The sequence below is a fragment of the Spirulina subsalsa PCC 9445 genome (genome assembly GCF_000314005.1).
GTDB lineage: Bacteria > Cyanobacteriota > Cyanobacteriia > Cyanobacteriales > Spirulinaceae > Spirulina_A > Spirulina_A subsalsa.
In genome coordinates, this window is record NZ_JH980292.1 from 2,513,542 (window position 1) to 2,531,708 (window position 18,167).

The following is an 18,167-nucleotide window of genomic DNA, read 5'->3' on the forward strand; positions in this document are numbered from 1 at the left end:
TTGGGGAAAAAGTGTTAATCAGCCTTACGACCTAATAACCAATAGGTAGTCATCATACCCCGACCTTTGACATCAATTTCCCCACGTTCCGCGAACAAATACCGATCTTTTAAACGTTCATAGGTTTCTTTGGTCACTTGAATTTGACCCGGTTGGCCTTGGGATTCCATGCGAGAGGCCACATTAACCGTATCTCCCCATAAATCATAAATAAATTTCTTAATCCCAATCACCCCCGCCACCACAGGCCCCGTATTAATGCCAATTCTGAGACTTAAATGCTCACCATTCTCCAGTTGAAAACTACCGATGGCGTTCTGAATATCCAGCGCAAAATCAACCACAGATTCGGCGTGATCTTCCCGGGGAATGGGTAAACCTCCCACCGCCATATAAGCATCCCCAATGGTTTTAATTTTTTCTAAACCATGCCAGTCAGCTAATTTATCAAACAAAGAGAAGACTTGATTCAGCAAATTAACAATTTCCGTCGCCGACATTTTCGCTGAGAGGGGAGTAAAGCCCACTAAATCTGCAAAAATAATCGTCACAGATTCAAACTGATCCGCAATCGAGCCGGAATCTCGTTTGAGTTTATCGGCGATACGATGGGGCAGAATATTTAATAGTAATCGCTCGGATTGTTGTTGGGCTAAACGCAAGGCCGCCTCAGCCCGTTTGCGCTCGGTCACATCAATCAGGACAGCAAGGGATTGTTTCACCCGTCCACTGGCATGATGTTCAATAATTTCTGACAGTAAAATATCTACAATATCGCCGTTTTTCTTGCGCAGTTGATAGGGGACATCTTTGGCGTTACCTGTTTTTAAAAAACTGGGAATTCCTGCTTCTAGGGCGTAACGGCGGGCGGTGCTGGTCATGAAATCAACAAACATTTTGCCGATGACTTCTTCCCGTTGGTAGCCCATGAAGTCTAACCAATAGTCACTAACACTAATAATGCGTAGATTCGCATCACAGGAATGGAGGAGGGCGGGGGTGTTATTGTAAAGGGTGCGATATTGACTTTCGCTTTCTTGTAAGGCTTCCTCTGCGTCGTGTTTGGCTTGGGAAATGGCAATGAGTTCCCCGACAAATTTGAGTAATTGTTGATCGTCGTCGGTCCAGGTTTTGGGTCGCTGGACATTGGCTAAGGCGACGGCTCCACTCACTCCACCGTAGACCATGGGGACAATGAGAACAGAATTTAAGTCAGCTTGTTCTAAGGCTTGTTGTTCGAGGGCGGCGTTGAGGGGGAGATGATGGCGATCGCCAATGACTAACAAATCTTGATTGATTAGCAGAGATTCTAGCAAAACAAACAATCCGGTTAAACGGAAATCTTCAGCTTCAAAGGGGGTAATGTCCGGGCCGATATATTGGGCAGAAAGGCTGTATTGACTGGTGGTGCCATCGTAGCGGAAGAGCAAACTCCGATCGGCTTGGGTAAAGGTGGCGATCGCATCTAACGTAAATTCAATAGCTACTTTTAACCCTTGGTCAATAAACGCCCGGGCAATATTACTCAATAAATTATCCGTCGCCGCCCGTTGTTGCAGGCGTTCCTCCGCCCGTTTCCGTTCCAACTCCGCCCCAGCACGAGCGGCAAAGATTTCTAAAATTAACTCCTGTTCCCGTTGACGTTGCAGAGGTTTCACGTCCAAAATCGCCAAGTTGCCAATCACTAGCCCTTCCTTGGTTTTTAAGGGAATGCCTAAATAACTCTGAGCTTGCAGATTCACCAAATCCAAATCATTGGGGAATTCTTCCTGTAGATTCTCCGGGTGATAGGCAATATAGCCCTCCATCACTAACTGACAAGGGGTGTCCATTAAGTCATACTCAAAATCTTCGCCAAAATCCTCCCCGAGCCAAAAGGCCAAGGTTTTCCCCCGGGTGCGTTCAGGATTGACCACTTGGGTAATCATGGCATAACGCACCTGCATCAGTTGAGCGAGGGAACGCGCACAGGAGCGGAAAAACTCGTTTCCTGTGGTGACGGCCGTCCCTTGGGCAATCAGTTGTAGGGCTTGTTCTCGTTGTTTCTGAGCGGTAATATCAACGCCAAACGATTGAAACTCAATAAAGTGGCCGTTTTGGTCAAAAATGGGCTGATCCGTCCAGCTAAACCAGTGGGATTGACCGCTTCCCGAACGCATTTGATTGGTGTGGGTATCCGGACCCAGATGAGTTAATAAGGACTCTAAATAGGGGCTAAACTCCTGACGACTGGTTTCGTCAAGGAAGTCCACAAATTTACTGCCAATTAATTGGTCTGGGTCAGCATTTTGATAGTTGGCATAGGATTGATTGACAAAGGTCAGAGTCGTGTCTGGTTTCCAGCGACACACTAGGACATCTTTTTGCGCTTCCACCATCTCCCGATAGCGTTGTTCACTTTGTTGGAGGGCGGCCTCAGTGGCTTTGCGATCGCTCACATCCCGCGCCACTACAATCACAATATCCTCACTCAGGGGAGATATGGTCGCCGACAGCCAGAGGTCTTGAGACAGAGATAAAGATCCCGAGGTCAGGGGCAAGGGGTCTAAAGGGTCATTTTCTGGGTTAGTTTGTTCTAGGTGATACTCAATAGTAGCCGCTTCCTGTTCATCTAACACCCGATGCAGGGTGTCTAGCATTAAATCGGCGATTTCCTTGGGGAAAATATCCCGCACGGTTTTCCCCGGCAACCAATCGGGGGGATGGGTTAAACTTTGGCTTTTCGTCGGTGCAACCTTCAAACAGACCCCTGCCCGGTCATACAATAACACCTGATCCGTCATAGCCGCGAAAATGCCCCGTAACTCGGCTTCGGTTTGTTTTTGTTGAATCACCTGCCCCAACTGGGCGGCCACCCCCTTCACCAACTGACACAAGCGCTCATCCTGTTCTCGCGCTTCCACCATAAAAAAGATCAGGGCCGCTAAGACTTGATTCTGAGAATTCAAAATCGGCACCCCAAAGGCTGCCCTTAAGCCCCCCTCTTTCGCTAGCTCCAAGCGCAAAAAAGTATCATTTTCCAACTGAGAAACATCCGTCACCCATTGGGACTGTTGAGATTGCCAAATCTGCCCCGGAATTTCATCCTCGGGCAATAATAACAGGGCTTGACTATACTCTTGTAACCGTCCTAACGCCGCCCCTAACTCTTCTGGCAAGTGACGACGAACCCAAGTACAGCGACATTCTAAAGCCGTATGATCGGCACTTTCTACCCAAGCTTCCCCATAAATCCAGCCTGTTTTTTCGCACACTTGATTCAGGGCAATTTCTAAGGCTTTCTCAAAGGAAGGTGCATCACTAATGGCTTGACTAATGGTTAATAAGAGCTTAACTTCTTCTTCCGCTTGTTGACGCTGTAACTCCAACTCATGGGACTTGATAATTTTGCCCAAACTTTGCGCCATCAACTCCACAATTTCAATTTCTTGTCGGGAGTAAACGCGCTCCTCGGGGGCAGAAAAGGCGAGGGTGGCATAAATCGCCCCATTGACCCAGATGGGTGTCGCTAAGTAAAAATAGGGGGGGTTTTCCTCGGGATTCTCTCCCTCTGTTGGGTTTTTTTGGCTGGATTGGAGAATGGTGGTTTTTTGGTCAACGACTAAGGCACAGGAGGACTGACTCAGGGAAGATAAAATGGGGTCGGGTGGAAATTCCCCCTCCCGTTCGCGAAGCGTCTCGGAACGAGAATGGTAATGAGAGATCATCTCACAGTTTTGACGACCTACCCGACTAATCACTCCGGTGGTCAGCCCCAGAATATTACAACCTGTGGCTAAATAATCTTGACACAGCACCTCGAAGGATTCATAGCTTTGAGAATTAATCCGTTGCAGTTCTTTTAAGCTTTGACTAAAGCGTTCTAACTCCTGATTTTGGCTCAGAATTTGCTGGGAGAGATGGCGCACCCGTAATTGATTCTCAATCCGGGCGATGACTTCTTCTTGTTGAAATGGCTTAGTGATGTAATCCACTCCCCCAGCCGCAAAGGCTTTCACTTTGTCTAAGCTGTCATTTAAGGCACTGAGGAAAATCACCGGAACATCTTGGGTTTTAGGGTCAGCTTTTAAGCGTTGACAGACCTCATAACCGTCCATCTCCGGCATCATAATATCCAACAAAATCACATCGGGGGGTTTAGCCTGGGCGCCTAAAATAGCGAGTTTTCCGTTAAGTGCGGGACGGACTCGATAACCCGAACGACTTAACATATCAACTAACAGCCGCAAATTAGCCGCCGTGTCGTCAACAACCAGAATATTTCCTTTTGGGGAATCAGTGGAGGAATCTGTCATGTTGGGCTAACTCGCACGTTACTGCTGGCACACTAGGGTTAGGAGATGCACAAAACAGGGCCTGGGTAGATTGTTGTAGGTTTTCATGCCATTGACTACAACTCTGCTAAGACTGAACAAGACAGTATGTTTCTCCGTTCAGGGGGACTGGCAGCATTTCCGTCTCGTTCTCATAGTAACTTACCGTTTCCCTAATTTTGTGGGTGCGTTCGCGAAGCGTCTCGGAACGAGAATCGCCGAATAGTGCCTCCTCCAAGACGAAGGAATCCAGTGGCTAGTCCACCCGTAAACTGTATTCTAGAGGAGGGGGTGGCCAGTCTCTCCCCCAGAGGAACACCATTTCTTAAGCTTTCTGGGGAGGGAATATAAGACAAACTGGTAAAATTTCGGTTTTGCTAAATGCTCTTCCCGTTGAATCAGGAAGCCCCATCCTCGCCAATGGCAGGGTGGGGCAGTTCACGACTAAATTCCTCAAACATTCAAGGAAAATTCTAATATGTCCGCAAAAAAACGGATCGTTTACCAAGAATTTGGTTCTACTCGTGAGAATACGCCGCCAAGCACCCCAAACACAGAACGGCCTGATTTACCAGCCCACCAGCAAACCTTATTCATTCAAGCCTCCCGCAAGGGACGCAAAGGAAAAACGGTGACGGTGATCAGTGGGTTTCGGTGTGAAGCTAACACTCTAGCGGATCTGCTGAAAGAACTCAAGACCCAGTGCGGCACAGGTGGCACGGTGAAGGAGAACACCTTAGAAATCCAAGGGGATCATAAACAGAAACTCCTCGCCTTGTTAACCCAAAAGGGATATCGTGCCAAAATTAGTGGCGGTTAATCGTTATCCCTAAAACCGGGCAGTTTCTCGCTGTTAGAAGTCAAGGGAACAGGGAACGGGAAGGAACAGGGGAAATTCCGGTTTTTGCCCTCCAGTCTATTTAATTTGGTATAAACCGCTAAAAGTCCTAGTAACACTGCTTAGAGGTTTATTCAGCAAACCCCATCTAATTCCCTTTCACTGACTTTCAATTTTGAGAAAAACGCCGTTTGAGAATATAAGGAATTTGTTTGAGGGTTAATTGCAGTAATTTAAAATTGCTTAGGGTTTTGAGTAAGGTTTTTAAAACCCCCTGTTCTTTAAGCGGTTGTATGATACTATAATAATCTTTCTCTTGTTCAACTTCTTTTAAATACTGGTCGATTATTTTTTTTAGGGCAGGATTAGATTGAACTGAATCTTGTTCTAGTAAGTAACGGTTGACGGCACAAAATTGATTTAATATTTTGACTTTGCGGAAGGTTGACGCTGAACCGGGACGTGAGCGGCGATAATAATAGTAAGCTTCTGGAATTATCATAAACCGCGCTCCTTTTAATAAACACAAGGTATAAAGAAGAAAGTCTTCTATCGGGGTTACTGTTGCCTCATAAGCTAAGGAATTTTCTAGCAAAAAAGAGCGTTTTATTAATGGCTTGGTTAGACCTAAATGAGGACTAATTTTGCCGGGTTTTCGATTGAGATCAATAAAGGTTAGGACATCGATCTCTCTGGTTTGACTAAATTCGTCCTTGGCTACGGAAAACAAAGTCGCATTAGGATCATATTTTTCGTCTTGGATAAAATATAAATTATCGGCGACGAGATCCGCGTTTTCTCTTTGGGCAACTTGCCATAATTTCTCAATCCGTTCTGGTGCATACCAGTCATCGGAATCTAAGGGAACAATCCATTCTCCCTGGGCGGCTTGAATCCCTTGGTTTCGACAATATCCTGCCCCTCGGTTGACCTCATTTTTGATTATTTTTAAGCGCGAATCTGGATATTTTTCCACTAAGGTTAATGTTTGGTCGGTTGAAGCATCATTAATCAAGATGATTTCAATATTTTGCTCAGTTTGATTGAGAGCCGATTCTAAACATTGAGTAATATATTGTTCTGTATTATAAGCTGGGATAATAATTGAAACCTTGGGATTCATTATGAATAAAGTTAGATTTTAGTGTTCAAGATGGGGGAATTAAAATTTTTAAATATTCTTGGGTGGCTCTGGTTTGGCTAAATTGTTCTAACCAAGCTGGATCAATGGTCGGACTGTTTTGGCTAAGAGTTTGTAAGATAGCTTGGGCCATTGTTTTACTATCTCCAATGGGTACGAGATCACCATATTCACCTTGGGCGAGAATTTCAGCCGCACCGCTTTTACAGTTGGTGGAAACAACGGGGGTGTTAACAGTCATGGCTTCAATTAGGACAGTCGGTAGACCTTCCCAGCGCGACGATAACACAAAGACGGCGGCGCGTGCCATATAGGGGTAGGGGTTGTCAACATAGCCTAATAGGGCGGCATCTTGGCTTAAATTGAGGTCTTTAATGAGGGTTTCGAGGCGATCGCGCTCAGGTCCCCATCCTAGGATAACTAACCGTGCTGCTTGGGTTTGACGCACTTGAGCAAAGGCTTCAATCAGGGTGGGAAAATCTTTCTGGGTTTCCAGTTTCCCTACCCCTAAAATAACAGGAGGTTCTCCGGGTTGAAACCAAGGATGATCGAGGGGTTCTTGAGCTTTTTGCTGCAATTCTGGGGTGATCACGGGGTTGTAAATGGTTTGGATGCGATCGCCCTTTAAACCTGTATTCTGGGCTAAATCCTCGGCTGCTCCCTTGGACACGGCAACGATACCATCTGCCCAAGGATAAAAATAACGCACAAACCAAGGTAATAAGAACTTTTTAGAGGGGCTTGTATGTTGAATGGCTTGGGAAAAAGTATTATGTTCAGAAACAATAATTTTCGTGGAAATTCCCCCTAAATGTTTCGCCCAGATGGCTATTTCGTTGCTATAGTGGAGGGCGGAAAGCAGGGCTTTGGGTTGTTCGGTTTTGAGATATTTTCTTAAAGTAAAAACAATCTGCCAAGCGGAGGCAGAATCTAAGTTAATCAATCTCAGTTTTGAGGGGATTTTTTCTAAATGGGGTCCCCATGCTTGCCCTAAAACAAGGTCTACGTTTAACCCTTCATCCAGTAAGCCTTGAGCTAGATTCAACATGACTCGTTCTGCTCCCCCTCCCCCCAAATAACGCAAGAATAAGGCGACATCAGGTTGCTCTAACTTCATGGATTATCCCTCCCGCTTCAGACCCTTTTTAGGATTATAGTTTTGATTGGAGGGGAGAGGCAAAAAATCTTAAGTGTCTTCTGATAAAATAGAAGAAACCAAGCGAGATACTCTGATGACATCCCCCCCAGAACGAGCAACACCAGAACGAGAGCCTACTTTGGGCGATGTGCTTGAGCAATTGGCAGCCCTTTCGAGTCAAGTCAATGATCTCTCGACAGATGTTAAGCAGTTTGATCAAAAATTTAGTAATTATCAACAAGCGACCCAGTGGGTGGTTCAATTAGCGTTTACGTTAATTGCTAGTGCGACGATTACTGTTATTTTAACTTCAATTATGCGTTAGCTGGAAAAAGGAACTTGTCCCAAGGTTGCCCGGCTGGGAGGGTGAGAAATTGTACAAAATTTTGTGAACAATCCTGTTAAAAATACTGACCCAAGGGAGAGTTTAAGATAGCGGGGAGGAGTTGATCAGACTGCCACAGCAGGGCTAAACGGGCGAGGTGGTAGCTGAGAAGGAAAAGACCTAACAGGGGAAAAAGGAGGCGTTTATGACGCTGCAAGGGGCCGCTGAGTGAGATTTTGAGGGGGTGTCCTGTAATGAGTTCGGCGCTGAAGTAGAGCAAGGCTAGGACGAGAAAAAGGAAGAGGAAAACCCCTAGAATGTGGTAGGAGAGGGATTGGGAAAGGTGGCCTTGGGCGATCGCCATTAAAGAACGAGTGAGGCCACATCCGGGGCAGGGGATGCCTGTGAACTCCCGTAGAGGACAAGCAAAGGGAGAAGAAAGATCCCCGGTAGAAAAGAAATAAGCCCCAAGGATAGGGGAAGAGACGACGGAGAGTTTCAGGAGGCGATCGCGTTTTTCCGTTGAACTTAAAGAGGAAGGCTCAAAATGGAAAGAAATCACCGTTTTAGTCGGTTAAAGAACACCCCCATTCTAACAAGCCTTCGTTAACCCCCCAGGAGGGGATGGGGTTTCTCGGAGGAAGATCATGAAAATGCTATAGTTGGGACTTTACGGCCAAGTCATTTAAGCTGGAACTATGGGTCATTCAATTACAGTTAATACGGACAACTTCACCAGCGAAGTGGTAGAACAATCCCACCAAAAACCCGTACTGGTGGATTTTTTCGCGACGTGGTGCGGGCCTTGCCAAGTGTTAAAACCGCTATTGGAAAAGTTGGTACAAGAATACGACTTTATCTTAGCAAAAGTCGATATTGACCAGAATCCTGAGTTGGCGAGTCAGTTTGGGGTGGAAGGAGTGCCGGATGTGCGAGTGGTGCAACAAGGGCGAGTCTTTTCGGGCTTTGTGGGGGCGGCCTCGGAGGGGAAAATTCGCGAGTTGTTGGCTCAGTTGAATCTCAAGTCTAGCCTAGAGTTGGGGCTAAAAGCCGCTAAAGAGGCGATCGCCCAAGGCAATGCACCCCTAGCGAAACAACAGTATGATCAGCTTTTCGAGCAGTTTCCTGATCGTGCTTTAGTGGCCATCGAGGCGGCTAAATTTCTCCTGCAAGTGAATCAACCCGAAGCCGCCCAAAAAATGTTAAATACCATTGATTCATCAGATCGGGATTATGCCCAGCAAGTCCAGTCTGTGCGCTTGTTGATTGAGTTGACCACAGCCGCCCAAGAGGGGGGAACCGGGGAACTGGATCAAAAGTTTGCCCAAGCGGCTCAGAATGCCCTCTCTGGGGACTATGAGAAGGCTTTACAAGGGTTTCTGGAGATTGTGGAGTGCGATCGCCAATACCGCAACGACGGAGCGAAAAAAGCCCTCTTATCCCTCTTCTCCCTCCTCGGCAATCAACACCCCCTAACCCAAAAATACCAACAAGAATTAACCCTGCTCCTATTCTAAAGAGATTCTGTAGAAAGTTTTTTTCAGAGCAGATTTCCTCTAAGATCATCTAGTTTTCTCCTAAAAGTCGAGAAATATCTAGTTTTCTCCTAAAAAATGATGCCATCGGAACAACCCACCGGGAAAGACCCCACCCATCGCCCCCGTTACACAGACGAGGCACTTCAGGCCTTAACCCGAGAAATTGAGCATCTACGGCAAGATATTAGTGGACAACTCAATCAGGATGTCCGATGGCTACAGAGCGAGAAATCCCGACTCATTCAAGAAATAGAGGATCTCCGCGCTCAATACCACCACTGGCAAAGTCAACGTCAAGAAGCCCTTTCCCATGAACAACTAGCCCAGCAACAACTCTGGGCGAAACAATTTGCTCAACTCCTCACCAGTGAGCTAAAAGAACGGCTCAAAGCCAATCCCGCCGCCCTTGCTGCCTCCTCGGCCAAGGGGGATCCCTACGCCAATCTAACCCATCTCGACAGCACCCTAAGCCAAACCTTCCACACCCTCCAACAGGACTTAAACAGCTATCAAAGCAACCTCTCCCAACAACTCAGTCGGATGCACAGCATGGAGTCTCAGGGGGAAGTGATTCTACAGGCCTTTATTCACCAAACCTTTCAGGCCATCCAAGAAGACTTAAACAGCTATCAAAGCACCATCTCCCAGCAACTCAACCGGATGCAGCACCTAGAACGGCAAGGAGAAGCCATTGTACAGGGTTTAGTCGAGCAATTGGGAGGATTACCCCTAAAACCCTCTCCCGCCCCTTCTAGCCCCCAAAAAGCCCCCCTCTCTCCCTCCACTCCCGGCGCTTCGATTCCCAGCACTCCCCCCCCTGCGCAACAAATCCGGATCGGGATTTTCTTTGCGCTCCTCTCCTGTCTCGCCTTTGGGCTACAAAATATTATTACCCGCACGATTTTGTTTAAAAGTACCGTGTTAGGGGTTTGGGAAGTGGGGGGGATTATTAGCCCTAGTCTGGGCAACTCTATCTTGATTCTCTGGTTACGGATGATGGTGGTAGTGCCGTTGGTGGGGGCAATTGGCACGAATATTTATCAAATTGGCGCTCAACCTTTTTGGCAGGATTTGGGGCAATTGTTTAGCGGCAAGAAAAACCGTCTGTGGCGGAATGTTCTCGGGAGTGCCTTCTTTTTGTTTGTCTCTCAAACCCTTGCTTATATTGCCTTTGGGAATTTAGAAACCGGGGTTGTTACGACCTTGATTCTAACCTACCCCATTATTACTATTTTTTTGTCTCGGGTCTTTTTTGGCGATCGCCTAACCTCGTTCACCATTGGCATGAGCCTAGTGGTATTTTTAGGGGTGATCATCATTGCCTTTCCTTTTGGTGCAACAATTAACCTATCCTACACGGGAGTATTCACCGCCCTAGGTTCTGGCCTCACCCTTGCCTTCTGTGTCATTTTTACCAAGCTTTGCTTTAAAGACATTAATCCCGCTCCTTTCACCTTGATTCAGTTTTTCCTCATTCTGATTTTTTCCGGTTTAGGGAGTCTCTTTTTCTGGCAAATCGTCCCCGACATTGGCTTTGATGGGGCTTTGTTACCCCATTTACTCATTGCGGCAATTCTCCTAGGCCTCACCACCTTGGGCAGTTATTTATTCCAGAATTTCGGCATCCACTGGGCTGGTGCCGCCCTCTTTTCTGTCATTGCCAACACCGGACCCGTTCTCACCTCCATCCTCGCTTTCCTGTTGATTGGAGAGGGTTTGAATTGGCAGGAAATAGGCGGCATTTGTTTGATTACTGGGGGGGTAGTGGCTTTAGCGTTTAAACGTTTGCGGGAAAGCTGATTTGGGGGAATGGGGAGTCGGGAGTTGGGAATCGGGAGTCGGCACTTTCCTAGGTCACGCTACGCGTTTGCTGCGCAGCGTCTCGTAGAGAACGACTTTGCTCAGTGACCGGAGTCGGTGTAGGGGCGCAATGCTTGCGCCCTAGGGAATCGGGAGTTGGCAATAGTCAAGAGTAGTGGCTATTCACTAGCCACTATTCCCCTGCTCCCCTGCTCCCCCTCTCCTGTTCCCACATATCAATTGAAGAGGGTCATCAATCAGCGTATTCTGGAAAGAAGGAAGACTGAGAACACCGAAAAAGCTAGATGACACCCCAAGACACTCCCTCCCCAGAAAAACGCGATATTGAGGCATTGCGGCAGCAACTGACCTCTGGGAAGACCCAAAAACAGTACAGCGCGATCGCCCAACTTGCCCAGGCCGGAGATACTGGACTGACCTACTTAATGGACTATTGGCGCGAACAACCCCAAATCACCCCCAGCCCCCTCCTCGGCAAGATTCATCAAACCCTCTACGCCGCCAAAACCCCCGCCACCGAGAATTTTTTGCGTAACTATCTGCCTAGTGGTTTAGTCCCCCTTAAATCCGATCGTCAAGTAGACTATCAGCCCTTAGCCCAACACCTGATAGCCCAAGAATTTCTAGAAGGCGATCGCCTCAGCCTGCAAAAACTCTGTGAAGCCGCCGGAGAAGCCGCCCAAAACCGCAAATGGTTGTACTTCTCCGAAGTTGATAAAATCCCCGTCACCGACTTTCACACCGTCAACACCCTCTGGTTAACCTACTCAGAAGGCAAATTTGGCTACTCCATCCAACGAGAATTATGGTTAGCCCAAGGGAAAGACTTCTCCAAACTCTGGGATAAAATCGGCTGGCGCAAAGACAACAACTGGACCCGCTACCCCAACGAATTTATCTGGGATCTCAGCGCCCCCAAAGGTCACTTACCCCTCTCCAATCAATTACGGGGCGTTCGTACCTTTGAAGCCATCCTCAGACATCCCGCTTGGGCAAGCTAATCCTCCTTATTTGAGTGATTTTCCGCCACAAACCGGGAAAACTAAAAATAACCACAAAGAACGCCCTTTTTAAGTTCTAATCAGCCGTGATGGTAACAGCTAATTTGAGATGCGGGAGTAGTGCAGTGAACGTAAATACTCGGCTTTTTTGCCGTTTAGATGGTCTAACCTCTCATAGGCGAGAACAACAGCGTTTAGAACGCTTACGTCAATTGGGATTATTGACCAGCGACATTGTTCCTATCTTTGATGAAGCCACCCAAACGGCCGCCCGCTTCCTCACCGCCCCTATCAGTACCCTGAATTTATTGGTGAAAGAGCAACTCTGGCTCAAATCCACCGTAGGGTTATCCCATGTCGGCTTAATGAGTGACTTAGCCAACTCTCGCCGCCTCCCCTTAATCGAATCCTTTTGTCAATATATCATCGACACACACCAGCCTCTGGTGATTGAGGATACCGCTCAAGATAGCCTCTTTGCCCGTAGTATCCTCTTTCAACACTACGGCATTCATAGTTATCTGGGCGTGCCATTAATCACCCAAGACGGCGAATGTATCGGCACTCTAACCATTATGGATCTCCAGCCCCGGTCTTTTGCCGAGCGCGAGATTGAGTTTTTACATCTAACCGCCCGTTGGTGCATGAGTGAGTACGAACGCAGCCAAATAATGCCCCTCAGTCCTCCTCAAGCTGGAGAAGACCTCCCAGAAACGAACCAAGGCAGTGCAGGCTGGACAACCGAAGAATATAGTTCAGATATTTTAGCAATAACCGAAGGAGTGTTAGCAGAAACCCCCAATTTGTCGTTAAATACTGTAGACACTCTGAAAGTCAAGTTATTAGCCACCTTAACCGAAGAATTGCGCAATCCTCTCACCTCAATTATGGGCATGGCGAGGGTATTAGAACAGGGCGTTTATGGCAGCCTGACCCCCAAACAACGGGAGTATATTGAGATTATCTACCGCAGTGGTCAAAATTTATTAGCCCTCGTTGAGGAAATTCTAGGTCTGGAAGTGTTAGACGAGAAAAATCGTCAACTCCAGTTAAGCGCAGTCGATATCGAGATGATCTGTCAACAGGCTGTCTCCAACCTGCAATCCTTCACCGAACAACAACAGCAACAGATTCACCTCACCGTAGAACCGGGGAATCGCATTTGGTTACTGGATAAAGAGAAAGTTAAACAGGGGATTTATTACCTGATCTTTAGTTTACTGAGTGCCGCCCAACCGGGTAGCCAAATTGAAATTCATGTTTCCCGTCTCACTGGGAAAACCTTCGCCGCCCCCCATCTCCAGATAGCCCTCTGGACTTCCCATCCTTGGTTAGATCCTGAACCCACGCTACAGGATAACAACCTGAACGGCACCAGTCTTAGTCAAGAGTTAACCAGTGCGTCGCTGTTAAGCCATAATAGTGTCCCCATGCTGAGGGCAGCCATTACCCCAGAAGAACATCCCCAAGAACTTGACTTAGCCTCACGAGAGGGGTTGGGGTTACTACTCTGTTGTAGCTTGATTGAGTTACATGGGGGCAGTATTACCGTACAGGGTACCCCAGAATTAGGTTATCGTTATCTGCTCAAACTGCCCCAATTGGAACAAAAAACCGAAAACTAGCCGCCGAGGGGTCAAGATTGGCGGGCGCTCACCCCACACTGAAGGAGGATTCCTGTTAGACTGGAGTTTTGAGTAATGTAAAGCAAATTTATTTTTAAAGCTATGTCCGTTCTGGCCGCGATCGCAGTCTTGGTTGTTTTAATCATCGTCCACGAGTTGGGTCACTTTGCATCAGCCCGTTTACAAAATATTCACGTTAATCGTTTTTCCATTGGTTTTGGCCCCGCCTTACTCAAATATCGGGGTAAAGTCACAGAATACACCGTCTGTGCTATTCCCCTAGGCGGCTTTGTTGGCTTCCCCGACGACGACCCCGACAGCGACGTCCCCCCCGACGACCCCAACCTCCTCCGCAATCGTCCCATCCTAGACCGTGCCATTGTCATCAGTGCTGGGGTGATTGCGAACTTAATTTTTGCCTATTTCCTCCTCGTCACCCAAGTAGCAACCTTTGGCCTACCGGACTTTGACTATAAACCCGGAGTCGTCGTCCCGGAAGTCCTGACCACAGAAGTGACAGCCGCCCAGACCGCAGGCATGAAGGCCGGGGATATTATCCTAAAAGTCGAAAACGAAACCCTCAACGCCTCTCAAGAAGCTGTCCGTTTATTAATGAATCGGATTCAAACCTCCCCAGAACAACCTCTTAATTTAACCATTCAACGGGGAGAAGAAACCTTAGCCTTAACCGTTACCCCCCATCGGTCAGACGATGGCAAAGGAAAAATCGGCGTTGTCCTATCCCCCAACGGTCAAATCACCCACCGTCACCCCAACAGTATTGGGGAAGCCTTTGCCGTTGGTGGCAATGAATTCCAACGTCTGACTAACTTAATTTTAGGCGGGTTTATGCAGTTGGTGAGCAACTTTGGCGAAACCGCAGGTCAAGTGGCCAGTCCGGTTAAAATTGTGGAAATTGGCGCAAATTTAGCCAGTTCTGACGCGGGGAGTTTATTCCAATTTGGCGCACTGATTAGCATTAATTTGGCTATTATTAATATTTTGCCCTTACCTGCTTTAGATGGCGGACAACTGGCCTTTTTATTAATTGAAGGACTCTTAGGGAAACCCTTACCCGCCCGGATTCAGGACGGCATCATGCAAACCGGATTTGTCTTGTTATTAGGCTTGGGCGTGTTTTTAATTATTCGTGACACCGCCAATTTAGCCGTCGTCCAACAATTGTTTCATTGAACCTCCCCTCGCTGAAAGCGAGGGATTCCCATATAGACTCTTATCTAGACCGAAGTCCCCGACAGAACGCCATGACTGGGCTGTTTGACCACGGGCGCACCGACCGCAGTTAATCCACGCTGTTTTACTATCATTGAAGCAGGAACATCCCGATCCACGGTGTAGCCACATTCAGAGCAAGAGTGAACCCTTTGAGAGAGTTCTTTCTGACCTGTATGGGTTCCACATTCAGGACAAACTTGAGAGGTATAGTCTGGATTGACCTTGGCAAAATATGTATCCGTTTGAGAGCAAACATATTGCAAGATAGTAAAGAATTGACCTAAACCTATATCTAGAGACTGCTTACAGAATAGTCCTCTACTCCAAGCTGTGAAGTTAATATCTTCAACAAATACCATCCCGACTCCATCACAGAGTTGATGGGCTAACTTGAAATGGTAATCCTTTCTTCTGTTGGCTACGGCTTCATGTAATAGAGCGATCCGATGCTGTAGCTTCTGCCATTTATTAGAACCTTTGTTTTTATTCCTAAGCCTTCTTTGTAGTAATTTAATCTTACGCAGTGCTTTATCTAAAAACTTCGGTCTAGGAAGAATCAAACCGTCGGAAGTTGCCAGCATACTTTGAATCCCAACATCAATCCCCAAAGCGTGACCATGAGGTATTGGGGTTGGGATATTAACATCAAGCTCAATTGCTAAGTTGACATAGTAACCCGATGCTTTCTTGATTACTTGAACTTGTTTGATCTTAAAACCCTCTGGAATATCCCGTGACTTGACAAACTTAACTTCCCCCAATAGAGGCATCTTTAGCTTGTTACCATTGACTTCAATTCTGCTACTAACTAAATTAAAAGACTTCATGTTCCTTTTGAAGCGAGGAAAACCTAGTCCCTTGCTTTTCATGTCGTTAAACGCCCGATCCAATTTCCGCAATGTTTGCTGCATCGCTTGGGCATTACCAGACTTAAGGAAATCGTTAGTCTTTTTAGCTTGGGTTAAATTGGCAGATTGAGTAGGGTAGTTAGGATATTCAAAGGGAGCAACAATATATTCAGAACGAATAGAGCAAGCGTTGACCTGACAACTACGACTGTTATACCAAAGCTTTCTTTGAGCCAAAGCATAGTTCCAAACAGATTGGCAGACAGTTAAATTTAATTCGATCTTCTCTGTCTGCTCTTTGGTTGGAATTATCTTATAGTTGTAAGTAAGGTTAAGCATTCAATTCTTGCTCATTGTGACTAAGATTATAGCACAATTTTACAATTCGGGGGATACTGTTGTAATATGTCGTAATTCATCCCGTCGATAAAATCGAGGGTCTTCTTCCGACGATCAAGATAACAATGGGGGGCAAGGAGAACCAAAAATGCGAGAGCTAAAAATGCCGCCCCCCTTCCAAGACTAAGGTCTTCGCCGAACGACCCGATAGCCTGTTACCACTCGATGACCATTGGGGAGATTCAGCCATTGCCATTCTACATCGCGATCGCCTTCCAACTCAATGCCAAAAATCGAGGGGGGAATTGATGGATCCGTAGGAGGAGGTGCAGGAATAAAGCGGATACCCTCAGCAATTGCACTGACACTAGGACTCATAACCTGTCTTCTACCTTGTGATGGATTAACAGCGCCCCCCCATTTTACCCCAAACCCTTGACAATTTCTGCAAAACTTGATAAGCCTTACAGAACTTAACCGAATTAGGATTCTCGATACCAGGTTGTGATTCCCCCCGGTTTATCCACCAGAATCACCCCTTGGGTCTTCAACTCATCCCGAATGCGATCGCCCTCCGGATAATTCTTCGCCCGTCGTGCCGCCTGACGCTGGGCAATCAACGCCTCAATTTCCCCATCACTCAATCCCCCTCCCGTCGGAGTTTCCAGCCCCCCCCAATCCGCCTTAAACCCTAATACCCCCGCCAACGTCACCAGAATCCGCCATTGCACCTCTAACCGTTGGGGACTCACCTCCGTTTTCCCCTCATGAGTCAACAAATTCCGTTCCTTGCGTAACTCCTTCGCCAACTCAAACAAAATCGCCAATCCCCCCGCAAAATTAAAATCCTCATCCACCACATCACTAAATCGCTCAATCCAAACCTCCGCCACTGGGACATTCCCTCCCCGATAGGCAATATCTTCCCCATTCACCCGCCAGCCCAACTGTTCCCCATACTGATAGCCAAACAGCAAGCCATCCTGTAACGTTTGCCAGCCATTCGTAGCCGCCTGTAACGCCTCATCCGTAAAATCCAACGGCTTGCGATAGTCCGCCTGCAAAACAAACAACCGCACCGCCATTGGATGCACCGGACGCGCCAACAAATCCCGAATCGTCGTGAAATTCCCCAACGACTTAGACATCTTCTCCCCCCCCACCTTGACCATGCCATTGTGTAGCCAATAGCGCGCCAAAGGTTTCCCCGTCACAGCCTCCGACTGGGCGATTTCATTCTCATGATGAGGGAACTTCAAATCCTCCCCCCCCACATGGAGATCAATCGTTTCCCCCATCCCCTCACGCACCATTGCCGAACATTCAATATGCCACCCCGGACGACCCGCCCCCCAGGGAGACTCCCAAGCCGGTTCACTGGGTTTTGCCCCCTTCCACAAAGCAAAATCAAAGGGATCTCGTTTTTTCGACACCTCCGGGTCTTCCGTCTCCACCCGGCCACTGGCCCCCGCTTGTAAATCCTCTAACTTGCGACCCGACAACTTCCCATAATCCTCAAACCGCCGCACCGCATAATAAACATCCCCCCGGGAAGCATAGGCGAACCCCTTTTGTTCCAACTCCGTAATCAGGCGCTGAATCCCATTTAGGGTATGAGTCGCCCGAGGGTAACTATCCGCCCGACCCACCTGTAAAGCCTCCATATCCTCAAAATAAGCCTCAATGAAGCGTTCCGATATCTCCTCCATCGAAACCCCCTCATTCTTCGCCCGATTGAGGATTTTATCGTCAATGTCTGTAAAATTCTGGACATACTGCACCTGATAACCCCGCCACTGCAAGTAACGACGCACCACATCCCAAATTAAACAAGTTCGCCCATGACCTAAATGGCAGTAATCATAAACCGTAATCCCACAGCAATACATCCGCACTATACCTCGTTCGATGGGTTCAAATACTTCCATTTGGCGGGTTAAGCTGTTGTAAACACGAATAGTCATGGGACGTTTTCAGAATCCAGTGAAGTCCAAGGGCAAGCTC

At 47.4% G+C, this 18,167-nt stretch carries 14 protein-coding genes; 7 read left to right on the forward strand and 7 right to left on the reverse strand.

Features of this window, described 5'->3' with window-relative positions; genetic code table 11:
- Positions 1–14 precede the first annotated feature (14 nt).
- The gene (locus tag SPI9445_RS29595; RefSeq protein ID WP_017304926.1) at positions 15–4,295 is read right to left on the reverse strand and encodes an adenylate/guanylate cyclase domain-containing protein; all 4,281 of its coding nucleotides are present in this window, start codon (positions 4,293–4,295) and stop codon (positions 15–17) included.
- 496 nt (positions 4,296–4,791) lie between these two features.
- Between SPI9445_RS29595 and SPI9445_RS0111655 the strand changes: the two genes are divergently transcribed.
- Positions 4,792–5,133 carry a translation initiation factor gene (locus SPI9445_RS0111655; protein WP_017304927.1) on the forward strand — a complete coding sequence of 114 codons (342 nt, stop codon included), beginning with the start codon at positions 4,792–4,794 and terminating at the stop codon, positions 5,131–5,133.
- 187 nt (positions 5,134–5,320) lie between these two features.
- On the opposite strand, the gene SPI9445_RS0111660 is transcribed toward SPI9445_RS0111655, so the two are convergent.
- Positions 5,321–6,274 (reverse strand): glycosyltransferase family 2 protein, encoded by a 954-nt coding sequence (locus tag SPI9445_RS0111660; protein WP_017304928.1) that lies wholly within the window; start codon positions 6,272–6,274, stop codon positions 5,321–5,323.
- A gap of 25 nt (positions 6,275–6,299) precedes the next feature.
- A complete protein-coding gene (locus SPI9445_RS0111665) occupies positions 6,300–7,409 on the reverse strand; it encodes a glycosyltransferase (RefSeq protein ID WP_017304929.1) in 1,110 nt (369 codons plus the stop codon).
- Between the two features lie 115 nt (positions 7,410–7,524).
- Here SPI9445_RS0111665 and SPI9445_RS0111670 point away from each other — a divergent pair, with 115 nt between their 5' ends.
- The gene (locus tag SPI9445_RS0111670) at positions 7,525–7,755 is read left to right on the forward strand and encodes a ssr2422 family thylakoid membrane protein (RefSeq protein ID WP_017304930.1); all 231 of its coding nucleotides are present in this window, start codon (positions 7,525–7,527) and stop codon (positions 7,753–7,755) included.
- A gap of 76 nt (positions 7,756–7,831) precedes the next feature.
- Here SPI9445_RS0111670 and SPI9445_RS25255 read toward each other — a convergent pair whose 3' ends face one another.
- Positions 7,832–8,317: a DUF2752 domain-containing protein gene (locus tag SPI9445_RS25255; protein ID WP_017304931.1), complete on the reverse strand. Its 486-nt coding sequence runs from the start codon at positions 8,315–8,317 to the stop codon at positions 7,832–7,834.
- A gap of 136 nt (positions 8,318–8,453) precedes the next feature.
- On the opposite strand from SPI9445_RS25255, the gene SPI9445_RS25260 reads away from it, so the two are divergent.
- The 5 genes from SPI9445_RS25260 (at position 8,454) to rseP (ending at position 14,934) form a co-directional block, all read left to right on the forward strand.
- Positions 8,454–9,272: a tetratricopeptide repeat protein gene (locus tag SPI9445_RS25260; RefSeq protein ID WP_017304932.1), complete on the forward strand. Its 819-nt coding sequence runs from the start codon at positions 8,454–8,456 to the stop codon at positions 9,270–9,272.
- A 96-nt stretch (positions 9,273–9,368) separates the two neighbouring features.
- The gene (locus tag SPI9445_RS0111685; RefSeq protein ID WP_083883526.1) at positions 9,369–11,093 is read left to right on the forward strand and encodes an EamA family transporter; all 1,725 of its coding nucleotides are present in this window, start codon (positions 9,369–9,371) and stop codon (positions 11,091–11,093) included.
- Positions 11,094–11,398: 305 nt separating this feature from the next.
- Complete coding sequence (locus SPI9445_RS0111690; RefSeq protein ID WP_017304934.1) at positions 11,399–12,115, forward strand: GUN4 domain-containing protein; 717 nt, start codon at positions 11,399–11,401, stop codon at positions 12,113–12,115.
- A gap of 125 nt (positions 12,116–12,240) precedes the next feature.
- Positions 12,241–13,740, forward strand: coding sequence for a GAF domain-containing sensor histidine kinase (locus tag SPI9445_RS0111695; protein ID WP_017304935.1), 1,500 nt, complete (start codon positions 12,241–12,243; stop codon positions 13,738–13,740).
- A 102-nt stretch (positions 13,741–13,842) separates the two neighbouring features.
- Positions 13,843–14,934 (forward strand): RIP metalloprotease RseP, encoded by a 1,092-nt coding sequence (gene rseP / locus SPI9445_RS0111700; RefSeq protein WP_017304936.1) that lies wholly within the window; start codon positions 13,843–13,845, stop codon positions 14,932–14,934.
- A gap of 44 nt (positions 14,935–14,978) precedes the next feature.
- Here rseP and SPI9445_RS0111705 read toward each other — a convergent pair whose 3' ends face one another.
- From SPI9445_RS0111705 to cysS, 3 genes are all read right to left on the reverse strand, one after another.
- Complete coding sequence (locus SPI9445_RS0111705) at positions 14,979–16,163, reverse strand: RNA-guided endonuclease InsQ/TnpB family protein (RefSeq protein WP_017304937.1); 1,185 nt, start codon at positions 16,161–16,163, stop codon at positions 14,979–14,981.
- Between the two features lie 183 nt (positions 16,164–16,346).
- A complete protein-coding gene (locus tag SPI9445_RS0111710; RefSeq protein ID WP_017304938.1) occupies positions 16,347–16,541 on the reverse strand; it encodes a hypothetical protein in 195 nt (64 codons plus the stop codon).
- Positions 16,542–16,645: 104 nt separating this feature from the next.
- Complete coding sequence (cysS, locus tag SPI9445_RS0111715) at positions 16,646–18,127, reverse strand: cysteine--tRNA ligase (RefSeq protein ID WP_017304939.1); 1,482 nt, start codon at positions 18,125–18,127, stop codon at positions 16,646–16,648.
- Positions 18,128–18,167 lie beyond the last annotated feature (40 nt).